This is a genomic window from Microbacterium sp. LWH3-1.2 (assembly GCF_040675855.1).
Lineage (GTDB): Bacteria > Actinomycetota > Actinomycetes > Actinomycetales > Microbacteriaceae > Microbacterium.
Genome location: NZ_JBEGIK010000001.1, coordinates 359,925 through 384,186 on the forward strand (window position 1 = coordinate 359,925; position 24,262 = coordinate 384,186).

Consider the following 24,262-nt stretch of genomic DNA (forward strand, 5'->3'; position numbering starts at 1 on the left):
ACAGGGCGGCGGGCGCGAGTGCCGTGTTCGGGCTGTTCGCGCCGAAGGAGAGTTCATGACCGAGACCACCGCAACAACGTTCATCGAGGTGAGCACTTCTGCCGGCCGGGTGCGGGGCCGGTGGCGGGGCGAACCCGGAGCCGGCGGATCGGCAGCGTTCCTCGGCATCCCCTTCGCGAAGCCGCCGGTCGGCGAACGGCGGTTCGCGGCGCCCGAGCCGCCGGAGCCGTGGGACGGCGTGCGCGACGCGCTCGAGCACGGCGCGACGGCGCAGCGCGGCGACACCGGCATCACCCTCATCCCCGAGCCGTCGGTCGCGGGCGAGTCGACGCTGAACGTCAACGTCTTCACGCCCGTTCCGGGACAGACGGATGCTGCGCTCCCCGTTCTCGTCTGGATCCACGGCGGCGGCTTCATCTCGGGCTCACCCGCCAGCCCCTGGTACGACGGCCGCGCATTCAACCGCGACGGCGTGGTCACGGCGACGATCTCGTACCGGCTCGGCTTCGACGGCTTCGGACACATCGATGGCGCCCCGCCGAACCGCGGCGTGCGCGACTGGCTGGCCGCCCTCGAGTGGATGCAGGAGAACATCGCGCAATTCGGCGGCGATCCGTCCCGCGTGACGATCGCCGGGCAGTCCGCAGGCGGGGGCGCAGTGCTGACGCTGCTTGGCATGCCCGTCGCGCAGCACCTCTTCCACGCGGCGTGGTCGCTCTCCGGTGCTCTTGCCGACGTCTCGGTCGAACGCTCCCGGTCCGCGTCGGCGAGGCTCGCACGTCTCGCCGGCGTCGCCCCGACGCGCGAAGGCTTCGCCTCGGTGGCGGAGGAGGCCCTCCACGCGCTGCAGACGAAGGCCGGCGAGCCGGAGTCGTCGGACCGGCTGGCCGGCGCTCGCTCACTGCTGGAGGAGGGGCTCTCGTGGGGTCCCGCGATCGACGGCGACCTGCTGCCGCAACCGACCATCGACTCGCTTCGCGCCGGAGTCGGCGCGGACAAGCCCCTCGTCCTCGGCACGACCGACGACGAGTTCACGATGGTGACCGACGGCGCGAAGCGGGCGCTGAGGCTCGTACCCGCGAGCGTCGCCCTCAGCCGGCTCGGGGTGTCCCGAGCGCGGCGGCGCGAGTACCTTGCCGACAACGCGGCGCAGCGGCGCAAGGGAACGGCCGCAGTCCTCGGGCGCTACGTCACCGATGTCGTGTTCCGCTCCACCGTCGTTCGGGTCGCTGAGGCGCGCGGCGCCGCGCCCACGTGGGTGTACCGATTCATGTGGCCCTCTCCCACCCGCCGCTGGGCGCTGCACTGCCTCGACGTGCCGTTCTGGTTCGACTGCCTCGACGACGAGCACGTCGCCGCGATCGCCGGGGACGCCCCGCCCCGCAGTCTCGCAGCCGCCGTGCACGGCAGCGCAGTGGCGCTCGTGCGCGGCGACGACCCGGGTTGGCGCCCGTGGTCCGAAGCGCCCGGCACCACCCGGATCTTCGGCGGCGAGGCATCCGTCGTCGACGTGCTGCCCGACGGCTACGCGAGCGTCCGCGCGCTCGTGTCACCGGCACCTCGGGTCGCGTCCGGCTCGAGGAGCCGGGCGCTGACCCCGCCGGATCAGCTGAGTGCGGCGATGACCTCGCGCTCGAACAGCTCGACGCCCGACAGGTCGTAGGCGGCCTCGGGGAAGTAGTGGATCGCGTAGGCGATGCCGTGGTGTTCGCGCTCGGCGAGCCGCTCCGCCACCTGCTCGGGCGTGCCGAAGGCCGGCGAGGTCAGGTAGTCGTGCTCGATGTGGTCGGCACGCTCCTGCCCGACGTGCGGGAGCAGGCGCGCCTTCACCGCAGCCAGGCGGTCGCGGGCCTCGGCCTCGGTCGCACCGACGATCGTGTTGAAGTTCGAGGTGCGCGTGATCTCCGAGAAGTCGCGGCCGAGCGCGTCGCAGTGGTCGCGGAGGATCGCGCTCTTGCGGTCGATGTCGTCGAGCGAGCCGGCGTAGTTCGTGTACGACGCGTACTTCGCCGCGATCTTGAGCGTGACCTTCTCGCCGCCGCCGGCGACCCAGATGGGGATGCCGCCGTCCTGCAGCGGAAGCGGCTGCACGATGGCGCCGTCGACCTGGTAGTGCGTGCCGTCGAGGGTCGCACGCCCGGTGGTCCACGCCTGCTGCATGATGTCGACGCCCTCCCGCAGCATCCGGAGCCGCTCCGGCACCGGCGGGAAGCCGTAGCCGTACGCCTCCCACTCGTGCTCGTACCACCCGCCGCCGATGCCCATCTCGGTGCGTCCGCCCGAGACGATGTCGACCGTCGCGGCGACCTTGGCGAGGTAGGCGGGGTTGCGGTAACCCATGCACGTGCACATCTGGCCGAGACGGATGCGCTCGGTCGAGGCTGCGAAGGCCGCCATCAGCGTCCAGGCCTCGTGGGTGGCCTCGTCCGAGTGCACGGGCGTGGTGTGGAAGTGGTCGTAGACCCAGAGCGACTCCCACGGACCGGCGTCGGCGTGCTGCGCGAGCCCCTTCATCACCGCCCAGTGTTCTGACGGATCGATGCCGACGAGGTCGAATCGCCAGCCCTGGGGGATGAAGGTTCCGAAGCGCATGGGCCCCAGCCTAGGGGCGCGCGACGGGCCTGGATCCGCCGTTCAGGGAACGTTCTCCACGACCCGGGCGTGCGGCATCCGTTCGCGCATCACGGCGATCGCGGCAGGGTTGTGGTCCACGAGGACGGCGTCGCGGCCGAGAGCGGAGGCGACCGCGCCGGTCGTGCCACTGCCGGCGAAGAAGTCGAGCACGCGGTCACCCGGGCGCGACGAGGCCTGGACGATGCGCCGAAGGACGCCCTCCGGCTTCTGCGTCGGGTACCCCGTCTTCTCTCGGCCCGTCGTCGGCACGATGGTGTGCCACCACACGTCGGTCGGGAGCTTGCCGCGCTCGGCCTTCTCGGGCGTGACCAGCCCCGGCGCCATGTACGGCTCGCGGTCGACCGCGTCCGAGTCGAACCAGTAGGCCTTCGGATCCTTCACGTACACCAGGATCGTGTCGTGCTTCGTGGGCCATCGCTTGCGGGTCTTCGCCCCGTAGTCGTAGGCCCAGATGAGCTCGTTGAGGAACCGCCCGCGCCCGACGAGCGCGTCCATGAGCACCTTGGCGTAGTGCGCCTCGCGGTAGTCCAGGTGCAGGTACAGCGTGCCGTCGTCCGCGAGAAGGCGCCACGCCTCGAGCAATCGCGGCTCGAGGAAGCCCCAGTAGTCGTCGAAGGTGTCGTCGTACGCCCGCAGGTCGCCGCGGATCCGCTCGTACTCGCGCCCATGGAACCCACGCCGCACGATCGCCTCACCGGGAGGGGGGACGGATGCCGCAGACCGCGCAGTCTCGATGGACCGCTCCTGCGGGCGACCGGTGTTGAAGGGCGGGTCGAGATAGATGAGCGTGAACGACGCATCGGGCAGCGTGCGCGAGACCACGAGGTTGTCGCCGTGGTGGATCTCGACGGACCCCGGGGCGCCGGCATCCGTCGCCCCGGTCATGGAACCCGGCGAAGCCATGCGTCCGTCGCGAACTTCGACTCCACGAGGGCCTCTGCCTCGGCGTATTCGTCGTCGGTGATGTGCCCGGGAACCGCGCCGTAGAGGTTCGTGAACGTCTCCTCGAGCGTGGCGATGATGGCCTCGCGCGGCAGGCCCGTCTGGCGGCGGAGAGGGTCGACGCGCTTCGCCGCCGACGCGGTGCCCTTGTCGCTGAGCTTCTCGCGGCCGATCCGCAGCACCTCGGTCATGACGTCTCCGTCCATGTCGTAGCTCAGCGTCGCGTGGTGCAGAACTCCGCCGTTGGCGAGGCGCTTCTGCGCCGCGCCGCCGATCTTGCCCTGAGGCGAGGCGATGTCGTTGAGCGGCTGGTAGGTCGCCTGGATGCCGAGGGCGCGCAGCGCCTGCAGCACCCAGTCGTCGAGGAACGCGTACGAGTCGGCGAACGTGAGTCCGGCGACGAGGGATGCCGGCACGTACAGCGAGTAGGTGACGATCGAGTTCGCTCCCATGAGCATGGCGCCGCCGCCGGAGATGCGGCGGACGACGTCATAGCCGTGCGTCGCGGCGCCCTCTGGGTCGACCTCGTTGCGGAGGGACTGGAACGAGCCGATGACCACGGCGTTCTCGTCCCACTCCCAGATACGCAGCGTCGGGCGTCGGCGGCCGTCGCCGACGCGGCCGGTGAGGACCTCGTCGAGCGCCAGGTTCATGCGCGGCGAGACCGGCTTCTCGTGCACGATCTCCCAGTCGAAGTCGCGCCACCCGGGAGCCGTGACGAGCGCCCGCCGCACCGCCGTCCCCACTGCTTCGGGCGTGAAGCCGAGCAGCTGCGCGCCCTCGGGAAGCGCCGTGCGCACGGCGGCGGCGATGGTCGCGACATCCGCCTCCACCGGCAGTCCGTTGACGGCGGCGTCGATGTCGGCGAGGGCGTCGTCGGGTTCGAGGAAGAAGTCCCCCGCGAGGTGGAAGTCCGCGATGCGACCCTCGCGCTCTTCGAGGTCGACGACCACGAGCTTGCCGCCGGGCACCTTGTATTCGCCGTGCATGGGCTTCAGCCTATTGGCGCGCGCGGCGGGACCGCGCTCCGCCCGACGACCGGAAGCCGTCGTCCCGGTCGTCGGGCGTGCGCCTGTTACGCCGTCGCGCTGCGTGTCACGAGGTGCACGCACGCCCGTCGAGCAGGAACTGCCACGGCGTGCTCACCGCGCCGTCCGCGTGAACGACCGTGTCGGGGGCGTTGCCCGTGCGCTTGGCGGCGCCGGTCACCGTGACGATCCCGTCGGCCTGCGCGACCGTCGCGCGCGTCGCCTTCGTGATCTGTTGCCCGTCGGGCACCGCGAAGCCGAGCGCGAAGGGCGAGCCGACCTCACCGGAGAGCCGCACGGCGGCCGACTCGCCGTCGAGGCTCGGCGTCCACTCCACGTGGCAGTCCAGCGGTGCGATGCCGGGCTCGGCGAACGCGATGAGCTCACGCGCCTGCTGTGTGAACCATTGTCCGGCCGCGGGGTCCTCGTACCCGCGCTCGGGATCGTTCGGACCGGCCGTGCCGCGGTAGCACTTGCCGTCGGACTCGCCGGGCACCTTGATCCAGAGGTACGCGTCGACGAGCGGCACGTCGATGGTCGTGTCCGGACGCGCACCGAGGCCTCGGTCCGGGGGGTTGCACCAGTCTTCGTGCGTGTCGCCGTACGCTCCTTCGTGGTTCCACGGCCCGAGCCCGTTGCGGCTCGTATCGATCACGAAGTGCGTCGTCGGCTGGGTGGCACCCAGGATCGAGGCGTAGCGCGAGTCCACCCCGGAGGTGTTGAGGGCCGGGTCGGCGGCATCCGCGCTCCATTGGCCGTGCTGCGACATGCCGACGCCCTGCCAGTTCGTGGCGGGGCCGCCGTTCCAGTACTGGTTCCCGCACGAGCCGAAGTCGCCGGGGTTCACCTCGGTGACGTACGCGATGCACTGCGACACCCACGTGCCGTAGGCGGTCGAGTTGGCGGTGAACTGGTAGTTCGACGTGTTGAGGAAGAACCCGTCGGCGCGCTGCACGCCGGCCTTGATCAGGCGGTCGGAGATCTCGCCGATGTTGAGCCACGCCGCGTTGGTGCCGTCGAGGTAGACCGAGGTCGCCGGAAGTGCGGCGAAGGCGTCGACGGCGTGGTTCAGCTGGGCGAAGCGCTCCGCCGTGGCGGTGCTGGCGGGCACCTCGGCCGGCTGACACCACTCGGTCTGCCCGTCGATCGTGACGTAGTGCGGGATGACACCGAGTCCGTCGGGCTCGAGGATGATGGTCGCGTCGCGCCCGGCGATGCCTGCGGCGAACCCGTCGATCCATGCCTCGTACGCAGCGGTGTCTGCCGCACCACCCGCGGAGTACTGGGCGCAGTCGCGGAAGGGGAGGTTGTACGCGACGAGCACGGGCATGCGCCCCTGAGCGGCGGCCGCCGTCACGACGGCGTCGACCTCGGCCTCCACGTCGGCCGGGGTGCCGTCGGTGAACCACGTCGCCGAGGCGATCGATCCGAGCAGCTGGGCGTCATCGCGCGCCTGGCCGCTGAGCGACTGCGCCGCTTCGAGCGTCGTGCTCCACGGATCGACGTACAGCTCCGAGCCCGCGAGGCCGGTGTCGTCATCGGCGATCGCCGCGGTCGCCGTCAGCGGGACGGCGAGAGCGGCCACCAGTGCGGCCGCCGCACCGAGGGCGAGGGCCCGTCTGGTCGGCGGACCGCCACGGAGTCGAGCGGGTGCCAGAGTCATATGTCCTCCTTGGACTTCTCGGCCGCCGGGCGCCATCGCCCGGGGAGCCTCATCGGCGGGCGCACAATGCTATGGGAGCGCTCCCACCGTGATCACTGCCGCCAGGATGGCGTACGCATCGACCTGCAGTCAAACGCGCCACGCCTGAACGGAGGGCACCGCCGTGGACGGCGTAGCCCCACCTGGCGACCAGACGGCCGCCGCTGTCAGGTGCGGTCCGCGATGTGCCTGTCGAGCCAGGCGAGAAGGTCGGCGCGCACCTCGGCCTGCATGACCTCGTTGAAGATCTCGTGGCGCGCATCGGGGTAGATGAGGGTCGTCACGTCGGTGAAGCCCGAGCGCGTGCGGTACGCGTCGGCCAGACGGTGCACGCTGCGGGGTCCTCCCACGGTGTCGTCGCGGCCGATCATGAGGAGGGTCGGGATGTCGCGGCCGAGGTTCTTGCGCGGCAGTCCGTACATGCGGATGGAGTCGACCACCCCGATGAGCTTGATCGGGTCTTCGCTCGTGGTGAGCGGATCGTCGAGGAAGGCCCGGCCCACCGACAGGTCGCTCGAGAGCCACTCGGTGCCCATCGCACCGGGACCGTCCCAGCGCTTGTTGAGGTTCTTGGTGTGGATCGATCCCGGCATGCGCAGCGCCGTGCCCGTCAGCACGACCGCGTCGTACGCATCGGGGTGCTCGTTGACGAGCATCTGGGCGAGCACCGAACCGCCCGAGTGCCCCAGCAGCACGAGGGGCAGCGAGGGATTCTGCCCGCGGATCTGCTGGGTGAACTGCCACATGGCGGCGAGGGCGCCGCGCAGCCCGCCCTTGCCCGGACGCCCGAGACGCGTCACGTCGCCGCCGTGCTGGGCCATGCCGGTGCGGCCGTGGCCGCGGTGATCGGCCGCGTAGACGGTGTACCCCTCGGCGACGAGGGCAGCGATCAGCGCGCCGTATCGTCCGGCGTGCTCGCCGATGCCGTGCAGCAGCTGCACGATCGCCCGCGGCGACGCCTGGGCAGGGTGGACGTCGTAGTGGATCGTGATGTCATGCGCGTCGATGAACTCGGGCATGCCGAGAAGTCTATGGGCGCGGAACATCTCACCCCGGCCCGACGCGGGGACGCAGCATCCGTCCCGTACGAACTTTCTTTAGCAAGACTAATGAGCTATGCTAACTAATCGGATGAGCAGCAACGAGACTTCAGATACAGACACCGGCCCCGACGCCGGAACTCACGCAGACCTCTCCCCAGCCGCCTCCCAGTTGCGCATCGCGACCTTCCGGCTCGCTCGACGCATGCGCACGCAGCGCGCCGTCGACTCGATGAGCGACGGGCAGTTCGCCGTGCTGGCGGCGCTCAAGGTGCACGGCCCTCACACGCTCGGCGATCTCGCCGAGCGGGAGCGCGTCTCGGCCCCATCGATGAACCGCACCGTCAACTGCCTGCAGGACTCGGGCTACATCGTGCGCGGCGCCGACGAGCGCGACGGCCGCAAGGTCGTGATCGCGCTCACCCCCGAGGGCGTCGCGGTCGTCGAAGAGACCGCCCGTCGCCGCGATGCGTGGGTCGAGGCGTCGCTCGCCGAACTGACGCCGGCCGAACGCGAGACCTTGGCCGCCGCCGCCGAGATCATGGAGCGGATGGTGGCGAGGTGAGCGCGATGTTCCGGTCCTTCTCGGCCTTCAACTACCGCGTCTGGTTCATCGGCGCGCTGGTGTCGAACATCGGCGCGTGGATGCAGTCGACCGCGATCAGCTGGGTGGTGCTCACCGAGCTCACCGACAACGACGCCGCCGCGATGGGCGTCACGATGGCGCTGCAGTTCGCGCCGCCCCTCCTCCTCGTCGGCGTCACCGGGCTCGTGGCCGACCGCTTCGACCGCCGGCGGATCCTGTTCGTCACCCAGGGCCTGCTGCTTCTGCTCGGCGTCGCGATCGGCGTGCTCATCTTCGCCGGCATGATGACGCTGCCCGTCATGTACCTCTTCGCTCTCGCGCTCGGCGTCGTCGCCGCGTTCGACAACCCGGCGCGCCAGGCCTTCGTCTCCGACCTCGTCGCCCGCGAGAACGCCTCGAACGCGGTCGCGCTCAACGCGGCGTCGTTCAACGGCGCCCGCATGATCGGTCCGGCCGTCGCCGGCATCGTCATCGTCGCGGTCGGCACCGGATGGGTGTTCGTCGCCAACGCGGTGACGTTCCTCGCGATGCTCGCGGCCCTCCTGCTGATCCGCACGCGGGAGCTCGTGCCCCGCGTCAAGGCGCCGCAGTCATCCCGCCTCGCCGACGGCTTCCGGTACGTCGCCGGCCGCCCCGACCTCATCGTGACCTGCGCGATGGTGTTCCTCATCGGCGCGTTCGGGATGAACTTCCCGATCCTCGCCTCGACGATGGCGGTCGAGTTCGGCAAGGAGGCCGACGGCTTCGGCCTGCTGAGCTCGATCCTCGCGATCGGCTCGGTCGCGGGTGCGCTGATGGCCGCCCGCCGCGACCGCGCACGCCTGCGCGTCCTCATCATCGGCACCGCGATGTTCGGCGTCGCCGCAGTGGTGTCGGCGTTCATGCCGACGTACTGGCTCTACGCCATCACGCTCATGTTCACCGGATTCGCGGTCGTCACGATGATGACCACGGCGAACGGGTACGTGCAGACGACGACCGACCCGGTGCTGCGCGGCCGCGTGCTCGCGCTGTACATGGCGATCCTCATGGGCGGCACGCCCATCGGCGCGCCCATCGTCGGCTGGGTCGCCGCCGAGTTCGGCCCCCGCATGGCGATCCTCGTCGGCGCCGTCGCCGCCTTCGTCGCCTTCGCGATCGGCGCCACATGGCTGCTGTGGTCGGGCCGTCTGCACCGCCACGAGCAGAAGCGGTTCCGCCTCACCCTCGATGAGACGCGCCCGCTCGCGATCGTCGCTCCCGAGGAGTTCAGCGACGAGGTCGCCGGAACCACGCCGATCCGCGTGCTCCCGCGCGACGAGGTCGACAAGCTCCGAGACCGCGCTCGCGCGAGCTGAACTGCCGATTCCCCGACGTCAGGTGACGGCGAGCGAGACGGATGCCGCGGCCAGGCCGGCGGCGGCGACCGTCACTGTTGCGACGCCGGGCCGGGTCGGGTCGCACGATCGCCAGTGCGCGGCCGTCGTGGTCGTTACCGAGTAGCCGGTGTGCACGCCCTGATCGCTCCCCGTGGAGAGGGAGGTTCAGCACGGCGTCGTGGGGGAGCCGCACCGGGCGCGGGACGGACTCCGAGGTGGGCGTCTCGAAGGCGCCGACCTTCGCGCCCGTGGCCCAGCCTTCGAGGAAGGGCTCGCGGATCATGCCTCGTCGCCCGCCGGCTCACCCCCCGCCGCCGGCGCGTCGAGCGCGTTCTCGATCGAGACGAGGTCGTACCCTCGGATCAGACTGCGGAAGACCTCATGGAGCGCCTCGGCCATATCGGTCGACTCGGGGTCGAGCAGCCACTGCACCTGCAGGCCGTCCATCAGCGCGATGGTCGCGACCGCGGCCCGGCCGGGGTCGACGCCGGCGACGAGGCGTCCGGCCGCGGCGACGCGCTCGAACGCACCGGTCACGCCGTTGCGCCCGTAGTTGTAGCGGCCAATGAAGTACTGGTGCGCGGGGTGGGCGGGCGATGTCGCCTCCGCCGAGAGCGTCGTATAGAGCTCGACGATGCCAGGTTGCGCCGCGTTGAAGCGGGCGAGTTCAGCGAGCGCGCGCAGCACCTCGACGCCGTCGGGCAGATCGAAGTCCACGCGGGCGCGCGAGAGGTTGTCGCGGTAGTCGAGCAGGGCGAGCAGCAGCGCGCTCTTGCTGCGGAAGTGGTGCAGCAGCCCCGCCTCGCTCATACCGACCCTCTCAGCGACCTCGCGGAGCGAGCCCGCGCGATATCCCGACTGCGAGAACACCTCGAGGGCGGCGTCGAGGATCGCCGTGCGTGTCTGGCTCGACTTGGCGTACTCGCCGCGCGGCTTGCGCGCCTTCCTGCGAGCGGTCCCCGCCTGTGCTGCAGCGGAAGTCGTCTCGGTCATCCTCACACCGTATCCCCGTGTCATCTCGTTCACCTCGGTCGATGGGCGCCGGGATCCTTCGCTCCCGTTCTATAACGAATTCCTAATGATCGCTAGTCTTTTAGCTCTAAAACCTAGCGCTTACTAGATATTGCTGTTAGCGTCTCCCGGCAGTAGGCGATCCGCAGGGGCATCGCCACAGATGAAGGGAACATGGATGTTCCGTTGGAAGGCCACAGCAGCCACCCTCGCGATCGCCGCTCTCGCTCTCACCGGCTGTGCCAGCGCAGCAGATGACGGGTCAGACGGGAGCGAGTCCGGTCGAGCCGACCGGCTCACGCTCACCGCGGTCACCGCCCCCACGAGCTACGACATCGGCCAGGGCGCCGAGTACGGCAACCGCAGCCCCTTCTTCCAGGCGGTCTTCGACACCGTGCTGCAGAAGAACCCCGCGGGCGAGATCGAGCCGTGGCTCGCAACCGAGTGGGAGTACAACGAGGGCAACACGGTCCTGACATTGACCCTCCGCGACGACGTCGAGTTCACCGACGGCACCCCGCTCGACGCGGACGCCGTCGTCGCCAGCTTCGAGCGCTTCCGCGACGGTACGTCGCCGCAGGCCGCGACCTTCGCCGGCAAGGAATTCGCGGCGGTCGATGCCACCACCGTCACCATCACTCAGACGGCACCCGACCCGTCGCTGATCGACCTCCTGTCGATCGCCCCCGGCCTCATCCAGGCCCCGTCGACCTTCGACGACCCCGACTCGGCCACTGAGCCGATCGGCTCAGGCCCGTACGTTCTCGACACCGCGTCGACGGTCACCGGAACGACCTACGTCTACACGGCCAACCCCGACTACTGGAACGCGGATGCCGTCAAGTACGACAACCTCACCATCAACGTCATCGAAGACCCGACGGCGACGCTCAACGCCATGAAGGCCGGCGAGGCCAACGGCGCGAAGATCGTGAACAACGACACCATCCCCGAGATCGAGGCAACCGGCTGGACGATCGAGTCCAACGAGCTCGACTTCCACGGCCTGCTGCTCTTCGACCGCAACGGCACGATGGCTCCCGAGCTGGCCGACGTCCGGGTCCGCCAGGCGATCAACATGGCGTTCGACCGCGAGGCACTGCTGGAGGCGCTGCAGGCCGGCTATGGCACCGTCACCGAGCAGGTGTTCCCGACGTCGTCCGTCGGTTACGACGACGCCCTCGACAGCACATACGGGTACGACCCGGAAGGCGCCAAGAAGCTGCTCGCCGAGGCCGGCTACCCCGACGGGTTCTCGATCGACATGATTTCGATGCCGATACTCCAGAGCACCTTCGACCTCGTCGCACAGCAGCTTGCCGACATCGGCATCACCGTCAACTACACCGACCCCGGCGCCGCCAACTTCATCACCGACATGCTCGCGCCGAAGTACCCGGCGACGTGGATGGGCCTGGAGCAGAACCCCGACTGGCAGCTGATCAACTTCATGATCGCCCCCGAGGCCACGTTCAACCCGTTCCACTCGCAGGACCCGCAGGTCGACGAGTACATCTCGACGATCCAGAACGGCACGCAGGAGGAGGCCGAGCAGGCGACCAAGGACCTCAACGCGTGGATCGTCGAGAACGCCTGGTTCGCACCGTTCTTCCGGGTCCAGGGCACGTACGCGACCGACGCGAACACGAACCTCGAGTTCTGGCCCACCAACGCCTACCCGTCGATCTTCGACTTCTCCCCGAAGAACTGAATCCTCTCCCCGTCCGCCCGCGCTCCGCGGGCGGACGGGGAGACACCACCTACGGGAAAGCGACATGCTCACATTCATCCTCCGGCGCCTGCTGTCGGGCGTCGTCCTGATCGCGGTGATCTCATTCCTCGCGTTCGTGCTCCTCTACGCGTCGGGCGGCGACATCGCCCGCCGCATCCTGGGCGAGAACGCGACCGCAGAGACCGTCGCGAAGAAGGCCGAGCAGCTCGGCCTGGACCGCCCCGTCCTCGTGCAGTACTGGGACTGGGTGACCTCGGCGCTCACCGGCAGCCTCGGCCGCAGCTGGTTCACCGGCGAGCTTGTCTCGGTGAGCGTCTCCAACCGCGTCGCGGTGTCGCTCTCCATCGTCATCGGCACCACGATCGTCTCGGCGGTGCTCGCCGTCGTGCTCGGCGTTCTCGCCGCGCGCCGCGGCGGGGGTGTCGACGGCACGGTCCAGCTGATCTCGCTGATCGGCTTCGCGATCCCCGGCTTCCTCATCGCGCTCGGCCTCGTGCTCGTCTTCGCGATCAACCTGGGCTGGTTCAAGGCCACCGGGTACGTCCCCCTCACCACCTCCGTGTCGGGGTGGCTCTCGTCGGTCACCCTGCCGATCGTCGCCCTGTCGCTGGGCGCGATCGCGGCCGTATCGCAGCAGGTGCGCGGCTCGGTCATCGATGCGATGTCCCGCGACTACGTGCGCACGCTGCGCTCCCGCGGCCTCGGCACCAACTCGGTCGTCTACCGCCACGTGCTGCGCAACGCCGGGGGCCCCGCGCTCGCCGTCCTCGCCGTCCAGTTCATCGGCCTGCTCGGCGGCGCGGTGATCGTCGAGCAGGTCTTCGCCATTCCCGGCATGGGCCAGCTCACCGTCCGCGCGACCACGCTCGGCGACATCCCCGTCGTGATGGGGCTGGTGATGGCCTACGCGATCATCGTCCTCATCGTGAACCTCCTGATCGATCTCGCCCAGGCGGCGCTGAACCCGAAGGTGCGACTCTCATGACCGCCATCGACGTCCCCCTCGCGGTACCGGTCGCCCCGGTACGCGTCTCGCTCTGGCGCCGCCTGCTGCGACGCCCCGTCGGCCTCGGTTCGCTGATCTTCCTCGTCTTCCTCGCGGTGATCGCGATCTTCGGCCCGCTGATCGCACCGCAGGATCCGAACTACGCAGACATCCGCAATGTGCTCGCCCCGCCCAGCGCAGCGCATCTGCTCGGTACCGACGGCAGCGGGCGCGACGTCTTCTCGCGCCTCCTCGTCGCGACCCAGACGACGGTGGTGGCCGCCCTCCTCGCGCTCGTCGTCGCGCTCGTCCTCGGTGTCGTGAGCGGCCTCATCGCGGGGTACTACCAGGGCTGGTTCAACAGCACCGCCACCTGGGTGACCGAGCTCACCATGGCCCTGCCCGGCATCGTGGTGCTCCTCGCGGCCCGCGCCGTGCTCGGCCCGTCGGTGTGGATCTCGATGTTCATCTTCGGCATCCTGCTCGCCCCGGCCTTCTATCGGCTGGTGTACGCGTCGGTGACGGCCGTGCGCACCGAGCTGTACGTCGACGCGGCCCGCGTGTCGGGTCTCAGCGACACGCGCATCATCGGACGCCACGTGCTCTCGGTGGTGCGAGCCCCGATCATCATCCAGTCCGCGATCATCGCGGGTATCGCCATCGCGATCCAGTCGGGACTCGAGTTCCTGGGCCTCGGCGACATCGCCGTGCCGACCTGGGGCCAGATGCTCAACGACGGCTTCAAGAACATCTACAAAGAGCCCCTCCTCATGCTCTGGCCGTCGCTCGCGATCGCCCTCACGTGCATCGCGCTGACCCTCCTGGCCAACGTGATGCGCGACGAGATCGAGCGCACTGTGTCGGTGCGCCGCATGCGCCGCAAGCGCCGCCGCGCGGTCGCGACCGCGAGCGGCTCCGTGGCCGCGGTGACGACCTCCGTCGGCCTCAGCGGCGGCGACGTCGTCGACCTCGACGAGCCGCCGATCTTCGAGAGCGACGGCGTCATCGTCCACAAGGGCGACGCGCGCACCAAGGCCACCGAAAAGGTGCTCGACGTCCGCGACCTGCACGTCGGCTACGACCAGCCGGACGGCTCGCATATCGAGGTCGTCCACGGCGTCTCGCTCGACATCCGCAAGGGCGAGATCCACGGCCTGATCGGCGAGTCCGGATCGGGCAAGACGCAGACCGCGTTCGCCGTGCTGGGGCTGCTCCCCCGCGGCGGCCACGTCACGGGCGGCTCGATCCTGTACGAGGGCACCGAGCTCGCGGGCGCGGACGACCGCGGCTACGCGGGCCTGCGCGGCAAGCGCATCGGCTACATCCCGCAGGAGCCGATGTCGAACCTCGACCCGTCGTTCACGATCGGCAGCCAGCTGGTCGAGCCACTGCGCAAGAACCTCAACCTGTCGAAGAAGGCCGCCACCGACCATTCGCTGGAGCTGCTGGCACGCGTCGGCATCCCGAATCCGAAGCGCACCTTCGACGCGTACCCGTTCGAGGTGTCCGGCGGCATGGCGCAGCGCGTGCTGATCGCCGGCGCGGTCTCCACCGACCCCGACCTGATCATCGCCGACGAGCCGACCACGGCCCTGGACGTCACGGTGCAGGCCGAGGTGCTCGAGCTGCTGCGCGACCTGCAGGCCGAACGCCACATGGCGATGCTCCTGGTCACGCACAACTTCGGCGTCGTCGCCGACCTGTGCGACCGGGTCACCGTCATGCAGAGCGGCCGGTTCGTCGAGCAGGGCCCGGTGCGCGCGATCTTCAACGACGCACAGCACCCCTACACGCAGGCACTGCTGGACGCGATCCTCGACGAGGGTCCCGCCCGCGGCCCGCTCGTCACGAACGGAGCACGAGCATGAGCACCCCGCTGAACACCCAGGCGCCGGGCACTGCGCTGCTGGATATCAGGAACCTCGTCGTCGAGTACCCGGGCAAGGGGTTCCGCGCGCAGCCGTTCCGGGCCCTCCAGGGCGTTTCGCTCGACATCCTGCCGGGCGAGACGGTGGGCCTCGTCGGCGAGTCCGGGTCGGGCAAGACGACGCTCGGCCGCGCGGCCCTCGGCCTCGCCCCCGTGACCGAGGGGTCGATCGTCTACGACGGCAAGGACATCTCTCACCTCAAGCGTCAGGAGCGCCGCGCGCTCAGCTCCGAGATCCAGGTCGTCTTCCAAGACCCGTACTCCTCGCTGAACCCGTCGATGACGATCGAGCAGATCCTCACCGAGCCACTCACCGCCGCAGGCGTGTCGACGAGCGAGGCGAAAGGGCGCGTGCGCGACCTGCTCGACCAGGTGGGCCTGCCCGCTGACGCGCGGGGACGCCTGCCCCGCGAGTTCTCGGGCGGGCAGCGCCAGCGCGTCGCGATCGCCCGGGCGCTCGCCCTGCAGCCGCGACTCATCGTGTGCGACGAACCGGTGTCGGCGCTCGACCTGTCGACCCAGGCCCGCGTCCTGGACCTCTTCATCGACATCCAGAACCGCACCGGCGTCGCATACCTCTTCGTGACCCACGACCTCGCAGTGGTGCGCCACATCAGCCACCGCGTCGCCGTGATGTACCGCGGCGAGATCGTCGAGGCGGGCGACGGCGACCGGGTGACCTCCGAGCCCCAGCACCCGTACACCCAGCGTCTCTTCATGGCCGCGCCGGTCCCCGACCCCGACAAGCAGGAGGAGCGCCGCATCGCCCGGCGCGCCCTCCTCGATGCCGAAGCGTCCGCGAGCGTCGCCTGACGAAACCGGATGCTGCGGCCCGGCCCGCTCCCACGGGACACCGGGCCCTGCACCCGTCCCCTGAAACTTCCCGTGAGAAGGAACCTCCCTCGATGACCGACACCGCCACCGCCACCTCCACCCATCCCGACTCGGTGCTGCACCTGCTGCCGCTGCTGGAGCGCATCACCCTCGAGCAGAAGGCCGCCCTGGTGCAGGGCGCCGACTTCTGGAGCACCATCCCCCTCCCCGAGATCGGGCTGCGGGCGATGACCCTCTCGGACGGACCCGCCGGCGTCCGCGGCCCCCGCTGGGACGAACGCGAACCGTCCCTCAACCTCCCCTCGGGGTCGGCACTGGCCGCGTCATGGGACACCGACCTCGCCTACCGGTACGGGGCGGCCGCCGCATCCGAAGCCCGCCGCAAGGGCGTCGACGTCGTCCTCGGCCCCACCATCAACTTGCACCGCTCGCCCCTCGGCGGCCGGCACTTCGAATGCTTCAGCGAAGACCCCGAGCTGAGCGCCGAGCTCGCCGCCGCGTACGTGCGGGGCCTGCAAGACAACGGCATCGCCGCGACTCCGAAGCACTACGTCGCCAACGACTCCGAGACCGACCGCTTCACCGTCGACGTGCACGTCGAGGACCGCGCATTGCGCGAGCTGTACCTCGCCCCGTTCGAACGCGCCGTCGAAGCCGGAGCCTGGGCGATCATGAGCGCCTACAACGCCGTCGACGGCACCACCATGACCGAGAACGCCCTCCTCGACACCCCGCTCAACACCGAGTGGGGCTTCGACGGCGTCGTCATCAGCGACTGGACCGCCGTGCGCTCCCTCGACGCCATCGCGGCCGCACAGGACCTCGCCATGCCCGGCCCCGCACCCGCCTACACCCACCTCGTCGACGCCGTCCGCGACGGCCGCGTGAACGAAGCCGACCTCGACCGCAAGGTCCTGCGCCTGCTGCTGCTCGCCGAACGCGTCGGCGCCCTCGCCGACGCCACCCCCCTCGAACCCTCTCCCGTCGACGGGCCCGCCTTCGCACGCCAGGCCGCCATCGCCGGCACCGTGCTGCTGCGCAACACCGGCGTCCTGCCACTGAATGCCTCGTCTGTGAGTCGCATCGCGGTGATCGGCCACAACGCCCGCGAAGCCCGCACCCAGGGCGGCGGCAGCGCCACCGTGATCCCCGAGGCCGTCGTCTCGCCGCTGGAGGCGATCCGCGCCGCGATCCCCGGCGCCGACGTGCGCTTCGAGATCGGCGCCGTCGTACAAGAAGGAGTCGCCGAGATCCCGCTCGCCCAGCTCACCAACCCCGCCACCGGTGAGGCCGGCATCCGTGTGGCGTTCTTCGACGGCGACAGCACCGAGCTGTTCGCCGAGAACCGTCGCTCCACTGCTCTGGTCTGGTTCGGCGGTGACGCACCCATCGCCGCGAGCGCCACCGTGGTGTTCGAAACGCTGTACACGCCCCAGGAGACCGGCGAGATCGGACTCGGCTTCTCCGGCGCGAACCCCGGCAAACTCTACGTCGACGGCCGACTAGTGCTCGACGACGCCCCCGTCGTCGAAGGCACCGACCTCGGCGCGGCGCTCCTGCACCCGCAGTCGGTCTCGGCGACCATCGCCGTCGAGGCCGGCCGCCCGACAGCAGTGCGCGTCGAGTTCACGCGCGGAGGCGCCAGCGCACAGTCGGGCGCCCTGAGCGCCACACTGGGGATCGCGCCCGAACGCACCGACCCCGACGAACTCATCGCCCGCGCCGCCGCACAGGCCGCCGCATCCGAAATCGCCATCGTCGTCGTCGGCACCAACTCGAAGGTCGAGTCGGAGGGGTACGACCGCACCAGCCTGGACCTCCCCGGCCGCCAGGACGACCTGGTCCGCGCCGTCGCCGCCACCGGCACCCCGACGATCGTCGTCGTCAACGCAGGCTCGCCGGTCGTGCTGCCCTGGGCGGACGAGGTCGCCGCGGTCGTGCAGGGGTACTTCGGTGGGCAGGAGTTCGGGCACGCGATCGCCGACGTCCTCACGGGCGCCGCCGAGCCCGGCGGGCGTCTCCCCACGACATGGCCGGCCGCCCTCGCCGACGTGCCGGTCACCGAGGTAGCGCCCGCAGACGGCCGCCTCGAGTACCGCGAAGGACTGCACATCGGCTACCGCGCGTGGCTGAAGGCGCAGGTCGAGCCGGCGTTCCCGTTCGGCCACGGCCTCGGCTACACGACGTGGTCGTGGGGCGCCGCGAAACGCGAGGGTGACACGGTCGAGGTGACGCTGGCCAACACCGGCGACCGCGCCGGAAAGCAGGTCGTGCAGGTCTACGCCGAGCGCCCGGACTCGGCGGTGGAGCGACCCGAGCGGTGGCTCGTGGGCTTCGCGACGGTGCACGCGGCTCCCGGAGAGACCGTGACCGCGGCGGTGCCGGTCCCGGCGCGCCGCCTCGCGCACTGGGCGGGCGAATGGGTCGTCGAGCCCGGCGCGTTCACGCTCCGCGCCGGCGCCTCGGTGGCCGACCTGCCGCTGTCGATCGACTGGACCGTCGAGCCCCGATGACACCCGTGGCAGCAACGGAGACGAACGCCATGAACGAATTGATCACCGAACGCCTCCATGGGAGGGCGGACACCCGACTCGAGCAGGTCACAGAGCGCCTCGACGCCTTTCTCGCCGCCGATCCCGACCTCTCGTTCCAGGTCGCCGCGTTCCATGACGGTCACCCCGTGCTCGATGCGTGGGGCGGGCCGCACATGGTGGAGGACTCGGTCATCGTGCCGTACTCGGTCACTAAGAACACGATCGGGCTCGCGATCGGCCTTCTCGTCGAGCGGGGCGAGCTCGACCTCGACGAGCGCGTCGCGACCTACTGGCCCGAGTTCGCCGCCAAGGGCAAGCAGCACGTCACGGTGCGCCAGCTGCTGTCGCACCAGGCGGGTCTGCCGCAGACCGCGCCCGCGCTCACCTGGGACGAGCTGCTCGACCACCACGCGGCGGCCGAGCGGCTCGCCACGAGCCGCCCGTTCTGGCACCCGGGGAGCGCCTTCGGCTACCATGCCGTCACGATCGGGAACCTCGGCGACGAGCTCGTCTTCCGGGTGACCGGCCGCACGCTGCACGAGTTCTACGAGCAGGAGATCCGCGCACCCCACGGCATCGACTTCTTCCTCGGGCTCCCCGACGACCAGGAGTCCCGCCGCGTCGACGTGCTGCCGATGATCAAGCCGGTGTCCGACACTTCCACGCCGACCTTCTCAGCGCTCGGCCCGGTCGTCTTCGGATCGATGGGCGGCGGGGTCGACCTCGCCAACTCGCGACGCAGCTGGGGGTACGGGCACCCTGCCACCTCCGGCACCGGCACCGCGCGGGGCCTCGCGCGCCTCTTCGCCGCGGCGGTCACCGGGGTCGACGGCGCCGATCCGTTCCTCAGCGCCGACACGGTGGCCGAGATCGGCCAGCAGCAGATCCGCGGCTATGACGAGGTGCTGCACCAGCAGGACCGCGCGCACGCGATCGTGTTCCAGAAGCCGTCGCAGCAGCTCGCGTTCGGCGGCCCGCGTGCGTTCGGTCACGACGGCGCCGCCGGAGCGCTCGCCTGCGTCGACCCCGACACCGGGCTGGCGTTCGCGTGGACGATCGCGCGCGGCCCGTGGCCGGGCGGCGCGGACCCGCGCGCCGTGGCACTCGCCCGGGAACTCGGCATCCGTCTCTCGTCCTGATGCTCGCCTCCGAAGGAGCTTCGTGACCACGCTCTCCAACCCCCTCATCATTTCGTTCACCGGCCGGGTCATCGGCGTGTACGCCGTCGAAGGCGACGTCGCCGTGCTGCGCTGGACGGCGGAGGGAGACGACGAATGACGGATGCTGCGCCCCTGACCACGATCGACCACGCGGGCTCGCGCGTCGCGACGCTGCGCGCCGAGCTGCGTGACGACACCGCGTTCGTCGCGACTCCGACACCCCGGCTTACCTGGACCGTCTCCGCCGCGGCCGGCTGGCTCCAGGACCGCGCCGAGGTCACCGACGGCATCGAGACGGTGTCGCTCGACGGACCCGACTCGGTGCTCGTCGCGTGGCCGTTCGCGCCGCTGACCGCCGGTGAGGCCCGCGAGGTCCAGGTGCGGGTGCACGCCGGCGACGGCCGCTCGACGGACTGGAGTGCGCCGCTCGAGGTCTCGGCGGGCTTCCTCGCCGATGGCGAGTGGGTCGCGCAGCCCATCGGGCTGGGCGCACCGGCGCGCGACGCGCAGCCCGCGTTGGTGCGCACCCGGTTCACCCTCGACCGTCGCGTCCAACGCGCCCTGCTGTTCTGGACGGCGCTCGGCGTCGCCGAGCCCGAGCTGAACGGCGCGCCCGTCTCGGACGACGTGCTCTCCCCCGGGTGGACCGCCTACCGCGACCGCGTCGTACACGAGACCGTGGACGTGACCGCCCTGGTCCGCGAGGGCGAGAACGTGATCGGCGCGTCGATCGCCGGCGCCTGGTACACCGAGAAGTACGGTTTCTTCACCTTCACGAACCGCCTCTACGGCACGCAGCCGTCGTTCCTGGCGCAGCTACGCGTCACGTATGCGGACGGCACGATCGAGACCGTGGCGGCGACAGGTGACACCTGGACCGCGACCGGCGACGGTCCCGTCGTCGACAGCGGCATCTACGCCGGCGAGCATCAGGATCTCGGGCGGCAGATCCCGGGGTGGTCCACACCGGACGGCATCGACGTGCCGGCGGCCACGTGGAATCCCGTCCGGGTCGGCGCGGCCGCGCTCGGCGGGTACGAGAACGTGCCCGTGCCCGAAGCGCGCATCGCACCGCCCGTGCGGCGGATCGACACGCTGCCGGTCGTCGATGTCATCGAGACCCCGTCCGGCGGGCGAATCCTCGACTTCGGACAGAACCTCGTCGGCCGGCTGCGGGTGCGGGTGACGGGCGCCGCCGGCACACGCGCGGTGGTGCGTCACGCCGAGGTCCTCGAGGACGGCGAGCTCGGCATCCGTCCCCTCCGCAATGCGCGCGCGACCGCCATGTTCGACCTCTCGGGCGCGGACGACGTGCTCGAGTCCCGGTTCTCGTTCTACGGCTTCCGCTACGCCGAGGTGACCGGGCTCGAGGTCGAACCGTCCCAGGTCGAGGCCATCGTGCTGCACACCGACCTCGTCCGCACCGGCTGGTTCGCCTCATCGCACGCCCAGCTGGACCGGCTGCACGAGAACGTGGTGTGGGGCATGCGCGGCAACTTCCTGTCGATTCCGACGGACTGCCCGCAGCGCGACGAGCGGCTGGGCTGGACGGGCGACATCCAGGTGTTCTCGCCGACGGCGAGCTTCCTCTACGACGTCGACGGCTTCCTGACGTCGTGGCTGCGCGACCTCTCGTTCGAGCAGGCCCGCAACGACGGCACCGTGCCCGTCGTCGTCCCCGCCGCGCTCCCCTCGTCCGGCGGGCTCGGGCCCACCGCGGCATGGGGCGACGCGGCCACCGTCGTACCCACGGTGCTGCACGAGCGCTTCGGCGACACCGGCTTGCTGGCCGCGCAGTACCCGAGCATGAAGGCCTGGGTCGACGCCGTGCTCCGCGACGCGGGCGACGGCGGCCTGTGGGCCGGCCGGATGCAGCTCGGCGACTGGCTCGACCCGGCGGCCCCGCCCGACAAGCCCGGGCAGGCGAAGGTCGACGGCGACATCGTCGCGACGGCGTACCTCGCCCGGTCGCTGCGCCAGGTGGCCGACGCCGCATCAGTTCTCGGAGAGGACACGGATGCCGCGGACTACGCAGCACTCGCAGAACGCAGCCGCGCCGCCTTCGTCGCCGAGTACGTCACCCCTGCCGGTCGCATGATGAGCGACGCCCCGACCGCCTACGCGCTGGCACTGGAGTTCGACCTCGTCACCGACCCGGGTGTGCGCGACGCCCTCGCCGGACGTCTCGCGGCACTCGTGCGCGAGGGCGGCTATCGGATCGGCACCGGCTTCGTCGGAACACCGCTGGTCGCAGACGCCCTCACCCGCGCCGGCCGGCTCGCCGCGGCGGAGCGCCTGCTCCTGCAGACCGAGTGCCCATCGTGGCTCTACCCCGTCACGATGGGCGCGACCACCGTGTGGGAGCGCTGGGACAGCCTCCTGCCCGACGGCTCGGTGAACCCCGGCGAGATGACCTCGTTCAACCACTACGCCCTGGGCGCGGTCGCCGACTGGCTGCACCGTTCGGTGGCGGGCCTCGCGGCCGCCGAGCCGGGGTACCGCCGGCTGCGGATCGCGCCCCGGCCGCTCGCAGGGCTCGACCACGCGTCGGCACGGCACGTGACGCCGTACGGCGAGGCATCCGTCTCGTGGCACCGCGACGGCGACGACGTCGTCGTGACCGCGGTGGTTCCGCCGAACACCACGGCCCAGGTGGACCTGCCCCGGGGCTCGCGTCTCGCGGACGTGGGTTCGGGATGGCACGAATGGCGCGTCCCGACGGAGCCGGCGCCCGCTCCGCAGCCCCTGCCCGGCGTCACCGCCTCCCTCGCGGACGTGATCGACGACCCGCGCGCCTATCAGGCACTGCTGGACACGCTCGACGAGGCCGACGGGGATCTCGCGCGCACCGTGCGCACCGAGACCCGCTGGGCCACAGGACGCCCGGTATCGACCGTCCTCATGTTCACGCCGCCGGCGCTGCTCGACGCTGTGGACACCGCCATCCGCTCCGCCACGGCCCGCTGACGCCGCCGATCCGCACACGACACAGAAGGAACGACCCACGATGTTCGACCGCGCCTCCACCTTCGGAGACACCCTCGACAGCCCCGGCGGCCGCGCCGTGCTCGAGACCCACCTCCCCGGCATCGCCGCGTCGCCGATGGCGGCGCAGTTCCGCGGCGCGCGACTCGGCCAGCTCGTGGCGCTCGTGCCCGAACTGGAGGACCCCGATGCGCAAGAGCGTCTCTGGAATGCCCTCGCCGCCCTCGACGATGGCGATGACGCGCGTGCCCCGTACGCGCCGGCGATCAGCCCCGACCTCGCCTACGAGGGCGACGAGGTCGCTCGGGGCTCGGCATCCGTCCTCCTTCCCTCCGCGACGCCGAAGTGGGACGTGCTCGAGGTGCGCTTCGACGGGCCGAACCACGGCAATCCGTTCGTCGACGTCGAGCTCGACGCCGTATTCGCGCGGCCCGACGGGTCAACCGTGCGGGTCGGCGGCTTCTACGACGGCGACGGCCGGTATCTCGTGCGCGCCCTCGCCGACGCGGAGGGCGACTGGACCTTCGTCACGCGCTCGACGGCGCGGTCGCTCGACGGTCTCGGCGGCACGGTCACCGTGACGGCGGCGCGCGAGGGCGCCCACGGGCCGGTGCGGGTCGACGGCTTCCACTTCCGGCACGCCGACGGCACCCGCCACCGCCCCCTCGGCACCACGGCGTATGGGTGGACGCACCAGAGCGACGAGCTGCAGGAGCAGACCCTGCACACGCTCGCCGAAGCGCCGTTCATGAAGATCCGGATGTGCCTGTTCCCCAAGTCGTACCTCTTCAACGCGAACGAGCCGGCCGACTTCGTGTTCCCCGGCTCCCTCGAGGACGGCTTCGACCTCGAGCGGTTCGACCCGGGGCACTTCCGCCGACTGGAGCAGCGCATCGCGCAGCTGGGCGAGCTGGGCATCGAGGCCGACCTCATCCTGTTCCACGCATACGACCGGTGGGGATTCGCCGACCTCGGTCCGGCCGTCGACGAGCGCTACCTGCGCTACGCGGTGCGCCGTCTCGCCGCGTTCTCGAACGTGTGGTGGTCGATGGCGAACGAGTACGACCTGCTGTGGTCGAAGACCGGCGCCGACTGGGAGCGCCTGGCCGCGGTCGTCGGCGAGGAGGACCCCTTCGGCCACCTCAACTCGATCCACAACTGCCGCCCGCCCTATGACTACGCGAAGCCGTGGATCACACACGTCAGCATCCAGCGCGTCGACGTCTACCGCACGGCCGAGAACACCGACGAGTGGCGTGAGAGGTGGGGCAAGCCCGTCGTGATCGACGAGTGCGCCTACGAGGGCGACATCGACCAGGGCTGGGGCAACATCACCGGCGAGGAGATGGTGCGCCGGTTCTGGGAGGGCGCGGTGCGCGGCGGCTACGTCGGCCACGGCGAGACCTACCTCCCCTCGGCGCTCGGACTCGACGACGAGGTGCTGTGGTGGGCGAAGGGCGGGGCGCTGCACGGCACGTCACCCGACCGCATCGGGTTCCTCGAGAAGCTGCTCGCCGACGCGCCCGAGGGCGTGTGGGACCCGCTCCCCTCGGACTGGGACGTCCCGTGGGGCGGCACCGACACCCACCGGGTCGGCTACTTCGGCTTCAACCGCCCGCGCTTCCGCAACGTCGTGCTCGGCGACGGCGAGTGGACGATCGACGTCATCGACACCTGGAACATGACGGTGGAGCGCCTCGACGACACCTTCCGCGCCACGGTCCGCGTGCCGCTGCCGGGTCGCCAGTTCATGGCCGTGCGAGCCATCCGCGTCGCCGACTGACCCTCACATGCGAGAACGCCC

At 70.7% G+C, this 24,262-nt stretch carries 18 protein-coding genes; 11 read left to right on the forward strand and 7 right to left on the reverse strand.

Translation table 11 applies throughout. The features are described from left to right. Nucleotides 1-55: 55 nt before the first annotated feature. Nucleotides 56-1,663 carry a carboxylesterase/lipase family protein gene (locus tag MRBLWH3_RS01720; RefSeq protein WP_363428094.1) on the forward strand — a complete coding sequence of 536 codons (1,608 nt, stop codon included), beginning with the start codon at nt 56-58 and terminating at the stop codon, nt 1,661-1,663. On the opposite strand, the gene MRBLWH3_RS01725 is transcribed toward MRBLWH3_RS01720, so the two are convergent. From MRBLWH3_RS01725 to MRBLWH3_RS01745, 5 genes are all read right to left on the reverse strand, one after another. Continuing rightward, nucleotides 1,606-2,592, reverse strand: a complete 987-nt coding sequence (locus tag MRBLWH3_RS01725) for an LLM class F420-dependent oxidoreductase (protein WP_363428096.1) — start codon at nt 2,590-2,592, stop codon at nt 1,606-1,608. The genes MRBLWH3_RS01720 and MRBLWH3_RS01725 overlap by 58 nt on opposite strands. A gap of 42 nt (nt 2,593-2,634) precedes the next feature. Beyond that, the gene (locus MRBLWH3_RS01730) at nt 2,635-3,537 is read right to left on the reverse strand and encodes a DNA-methyltransferase (RefSeq protein ID WP_414685254.1); all 903 of its coding nucleotides are present in this window, start codon (nt 3,535-3,537) and stop codon (nt 2,635-2,637) included. Then, nucleotides 3,516-4,565 carry a lipoate--protein ligase family protein gene (locus tag MRBLWH3_RS01735; RefSeq protein ID WP_363428098.1) on the reverse strand — a complete coding sequence of 350 codons (1,050 nt, stop codon included), beginning with the start codon at nt 4,563-4,565 and terminating at the stop codon, nt 3,516-3,518. Before MRBLWH3_RS01735 ends, MRBLWH3_RS01730 begins: the two co-directional genes overlap by 22 nt. A gap of 106 nt (nt 4,566-4,671) precedes the next feature. Further along, a complete protein-coding gene (locus MRBLWH3_RS01740) occupies nt 4,672-6,267 on the reverse strand; it encodes a glycoside hydrolase family 6 protein (protein WP_363428100.1) in 1,596 nt (531 codons plus the stop codon). Nucleotides 6,268-6,473: 206 nt separating this feature from the next. Continuing rightward, nucleotides 6,474-7,325 (reverse strand): alpha/beta hydrolase, encoded by an 852-nt coding sequence (locus tag MRBLWH3_RS01745; RefSeq protein ID WP_363428102.1) that lies wholly within the window; start codon nt 7,323-7,325, stop codon nt 6,474-6,476. Nucleotides 7,326-7,437: 112 nt separating this feature from the next. On the opposite strand from MRBLWH3_RS01745, the gene MRBLWH3_RS01750 reads away from it, so the two are divergent. Beyond that, nucleotides 7,438-7,911 carry a MarR family winged helix-turn-helix transcriptional regulator gene (locus MRBLWH3_RS01750; protein WP_363428104.1) on the forward strand — a complete coding sequence of 158 codons (474 nt, stop codon included), beginning with the start codon at nt 7,438-7,440 and terminating at the stop codon, nt 7,909-7,911. Nucleotides 7,912-7,916: 5 nt separating this feature from the next. Continuing rightward, a complete protein-coding gene (locus MRBLWH3_RS01755) occupies nt 7,917-9,269 on the forward strand; it encodes an MFS transporter (RefSeq protein WP_363435219.1) in 1,353 nt (450 codons plus the stop codon). Nucleotides 9,270-9,287: 18 nt separating this feature from the next. Here MRBLWH3_RS01755 and MRBLWH3_RS01760 read toward each other — a convergent pair whose 3' ends face one another. Both MRBLWH3_RS01760 and MRBLWH3_RS01765 read right to left on the reverse strand, forming a co-directional pair. Continuing rightward, complete coding sequence (locus MRBLWH3_RS01760) at nt 9,288-9,425, reverse strand: hypothetical protein (protein WP_363428106.1); 138 nt, start codon at nt 9,423-9,425, stop codon at nt 9,288-9,290. A 144-nt stretch (nt 9,426-9,569) separates the two neighbouring features. After that, entirely contained in the window at nt 9,570-10,283 is a 714-nt protein-coding gene (locus MRBLWH3_RS01765; protein ID WP_363428108.1) for a TetR/AcrR family transcriptional regulator, read from the reverse strand. Between the two features lie 196 nt (nt 10,284-10,479). Between MRBLWH3_RS01765 and MRBLWH3_RS01770 the strand changes: the two genes are divergently transcribed. From MRBLWH3_RS01770 to MRBLWH3_RS01805, 8 genes are all read left to right on the forward strand, one after another. Beyond that, on the forward strand, nt 10,480-12,012 hold the full coding sequence (locus MRBLWH3_RS01770) for an ABC transporter substrate-binding protein (protein ID WP_363428110.1): 1,533 nt from the start codon (nt 10,480-10,482) through the stop codon (nt 12,010-12,012). Nucleotides 12,013-12,076: 64 nt separating this feature from the next. After that, nucleotides 12,077-13,018, forward strand: coding sequence for an ABC transporter permease (locus tag MRBLWH3_RS01775; RefSeq protein ID WP_363428112.1), 942 nt, complete (start codon nt 12,077-12,079; stop codon nt 13,016-13,018). Then, complete coding sequence (locus MRBLWH3_RS01780) at nt 13,015-14,886, forward strand: dipeptide/oligopeptide/nickel ABC transporter permease/ATP-binding protein (RefSeq protein ID WP_363428114.1); 1,872 nt, start codon at nt 13,015-13,017, stop codon at nt 14,884-14,886. The genes MRBLWH3_RS01775 and MRBLWH3_RS01780 overlap by 4 nt, the downstream gene beginning before the upstream one ends. After that, nucleotides 14,883-15,758 carry an ATP-binding cassette domain-containing protein gene (locus MRBLWH3_RS01785; RefSeq protein ID WP_363428116.1) on the forward strand — a complete coding sequence of 292 codons (876 nt, stop codon included), beginning with the start codon at nt 14,883-14,885 and terminating at the stop codon, nt 15,756-15,758. The genes MRBLWH3_RS01780 and MRBLWH3_RS01785 overlap by 4 nt, the downstream gene beginning before the upstream one ends. Nucleotides 15,759-15,850: 92 nt before the next feature. Next, entirely contained in the window at nt 15,851-18,292 is a 2,442-nt protein-coding gene (locus tag MRBLWH3_RS01790; RefSeq protein WP_363428118.1) for a glycoside hydrolase family 3 protein, read from the forward strand. A 29-nt stretch (nt 18,293-18,321) separates the two neighbouring features. Further along, nucleotides 18,322-19,452 carry a serine hydrolase domain-containing protein gene (locus tag MRBLWH3_RS01795; RefSeq protein ID WP_363428120.1) on the forward strand — a complete coding sequence of 377 codons (1,131 nt, stop codon included), beginning with the start codon at nt 18,322-18,324 and terminating at the stop codon, nt 19,450-19,452. A gap of 135 nt (nt 19,453-19,587) precedes the next feature. After that, nucleotides 19,588-22,440 carry an alpha-L-rhamnosidase gene (locus MRBLWH3_RS01800; RefSeq protein WP_363428122.1) on the forward strand — a complete coding sequence of 951 codons (2,853 nt, stop codon included), beginning with the start codon at nt 19,588-19,590 and terminating at the stop codon, nt 22,438-22,440. A 40-nt stretch (nt 22,441-22,480) separates the two neighbouring features. Further along, the gene (locus MRBLWH3_RS01805) at nt 22,481-24,241 is read left to right on the forward strand and encodes a DUF5605 domain-containing protein (protein ID WP_363428123.1); all 1,761 of its coding nucleotides are present in this window, start codon (nt 22,481-22,483) and stop codon (nt 24,239-24,241) included. The last annotated feature ends 21 nt before the right edge of the window (nt 24,242-24,262 follow it).

What these genes read in the sequence shown, in the direction of transcription:
- MRBLWH3_RS01750 (WP_363428104.1), top strand. Translation starts at nt 7,438, where the DNA reads ATGAGCAGCAACGAGACTTCAGATACAGACACCGGCCCCGACGCCGGA.
- MRBLWH3_RS01770 (WP_363428110.1), top strand. Translation starts at nt 10,480, where the DNA reads ATGTTCCGTTGGAAGGCCACAGCAGCCACCCTCGCGATCGCCGCTCTC.
- MRBLWH3_RS01735 (WP_363428098.1), bottom strand. Translation starts at nt 4,565, where the DNA reads ATGCACGGCGAATACAAGGTGCCCGGCGGCAAGCTCGTGGTCGTCGAC.
- MRBLWH3_RS01785 (WP_363428116.1), top strand. Translation starts at nt 14,883, where the DNA reads ATGAGCACCCCGCTGAACACCCAGGCGCCGGGCACTGCGCTGCTGGAT.
- MRBLWH3_RS01725 (WP_363428096.1), bottom strand. Translation starts at nt 2,592, where the DNA reads ATGCGCTTCGGAACCTTCATCCCCCAGGGCTGGCGATTCGACCTCGTC.
- MRBLWH3_RS01780 (WP_363428114.1), top strand. Translation starts at nt 13,015, where the DNA reads ATGACCGCCATCGACGTCCCCCTCGCGGTACCGGTCGCCCCGGTACGC.
- MRBLWH3_RS01730 (WP_414685254.1), bottom strand. Translation starts at nt 3,537, where the DNA reads ATGGCTTCGCCGGGTTCCATGACCGGGGCGACGGATGCCGGCGCCCCG.
- MRBLWH3_RS01745 (WP_363428102.1), bottom strand. Translation starts at nt 7,325, where the DNA reads ATGCCCGAGTTCATCGACGCGCATGACATCACGATCCACTACGACGTC.
- MRBLWH3_RS01805 (WP_363428123.1), top strand. Translation starts at nt 22,481, where the DNA reads ATGTTCGACCGCGCCTCCACCTTCGGAGACACCCTCGACAGCCCCGGC.
- MRBLWH3_RS01765 (WP_363428108.1), bottom strand. Translation starts at nt 10,283, where the DNA reads ATGACCGAGACGACTTCCGCTGCAGCACAGGCGGGGACCGCTCGCAGG.
- MRBLWH3_RS01755 (WP_363435219.1), top strand. Translation starts at nt 7,917, where the DNA reads ATGTTCCGGTCCTTCTCGGCCTTCAACTACCGCGTCTGGTTCATCGGC.
- MRBLWH3_RS01795 (WP_363428120.1), top strand. Translation starts at nt 18,322, where the DNA reads ATGAACGAATTGATCACCGAACGCCTCCATGGGAGGGCGGACACCCGA.
- MRBLWH3_RS01740 (WP_363428100.1), bottom strand. Translation starts at nt 6,267, where the DNA reads ATGACTCTGGCACCCGCTCGACTCCGTGGCGGTCCGCCGACCAGACGG.
- MRBLWH3_RS01790 (WP_363428118.1), top strand. Translation starts at nt 15,851, where the DNA reads ATGACCGACACCGCCACCGCCACCTCCACCCATCCCGACTCGGTGCTG.
- MRBLWH3_RS01775 (WP_363428112.1), top strand. Translation starts at nt 12,077, where the DNA reads ATGCTCACATTCATCCTCCGGCGCCTGCTGTCGGGCGTCGTCCTGATC.
- MRBLWH3_RS01800 (WP_363428122.1), top strand. Translation starts at nt 19,588, where the DNA reads ATGACGGATGCTGCGCCCCTGACCACGATCGACCACGCGGGCTCGCGC.
- MRBLWH3_RS01720 (WP_363428094.1), top strand. Translation starts at nt 56, where the DNA reads ATGACCGAGACCACCGCAACAACGTTCATCGAGGTGAGCACTTCTGCC.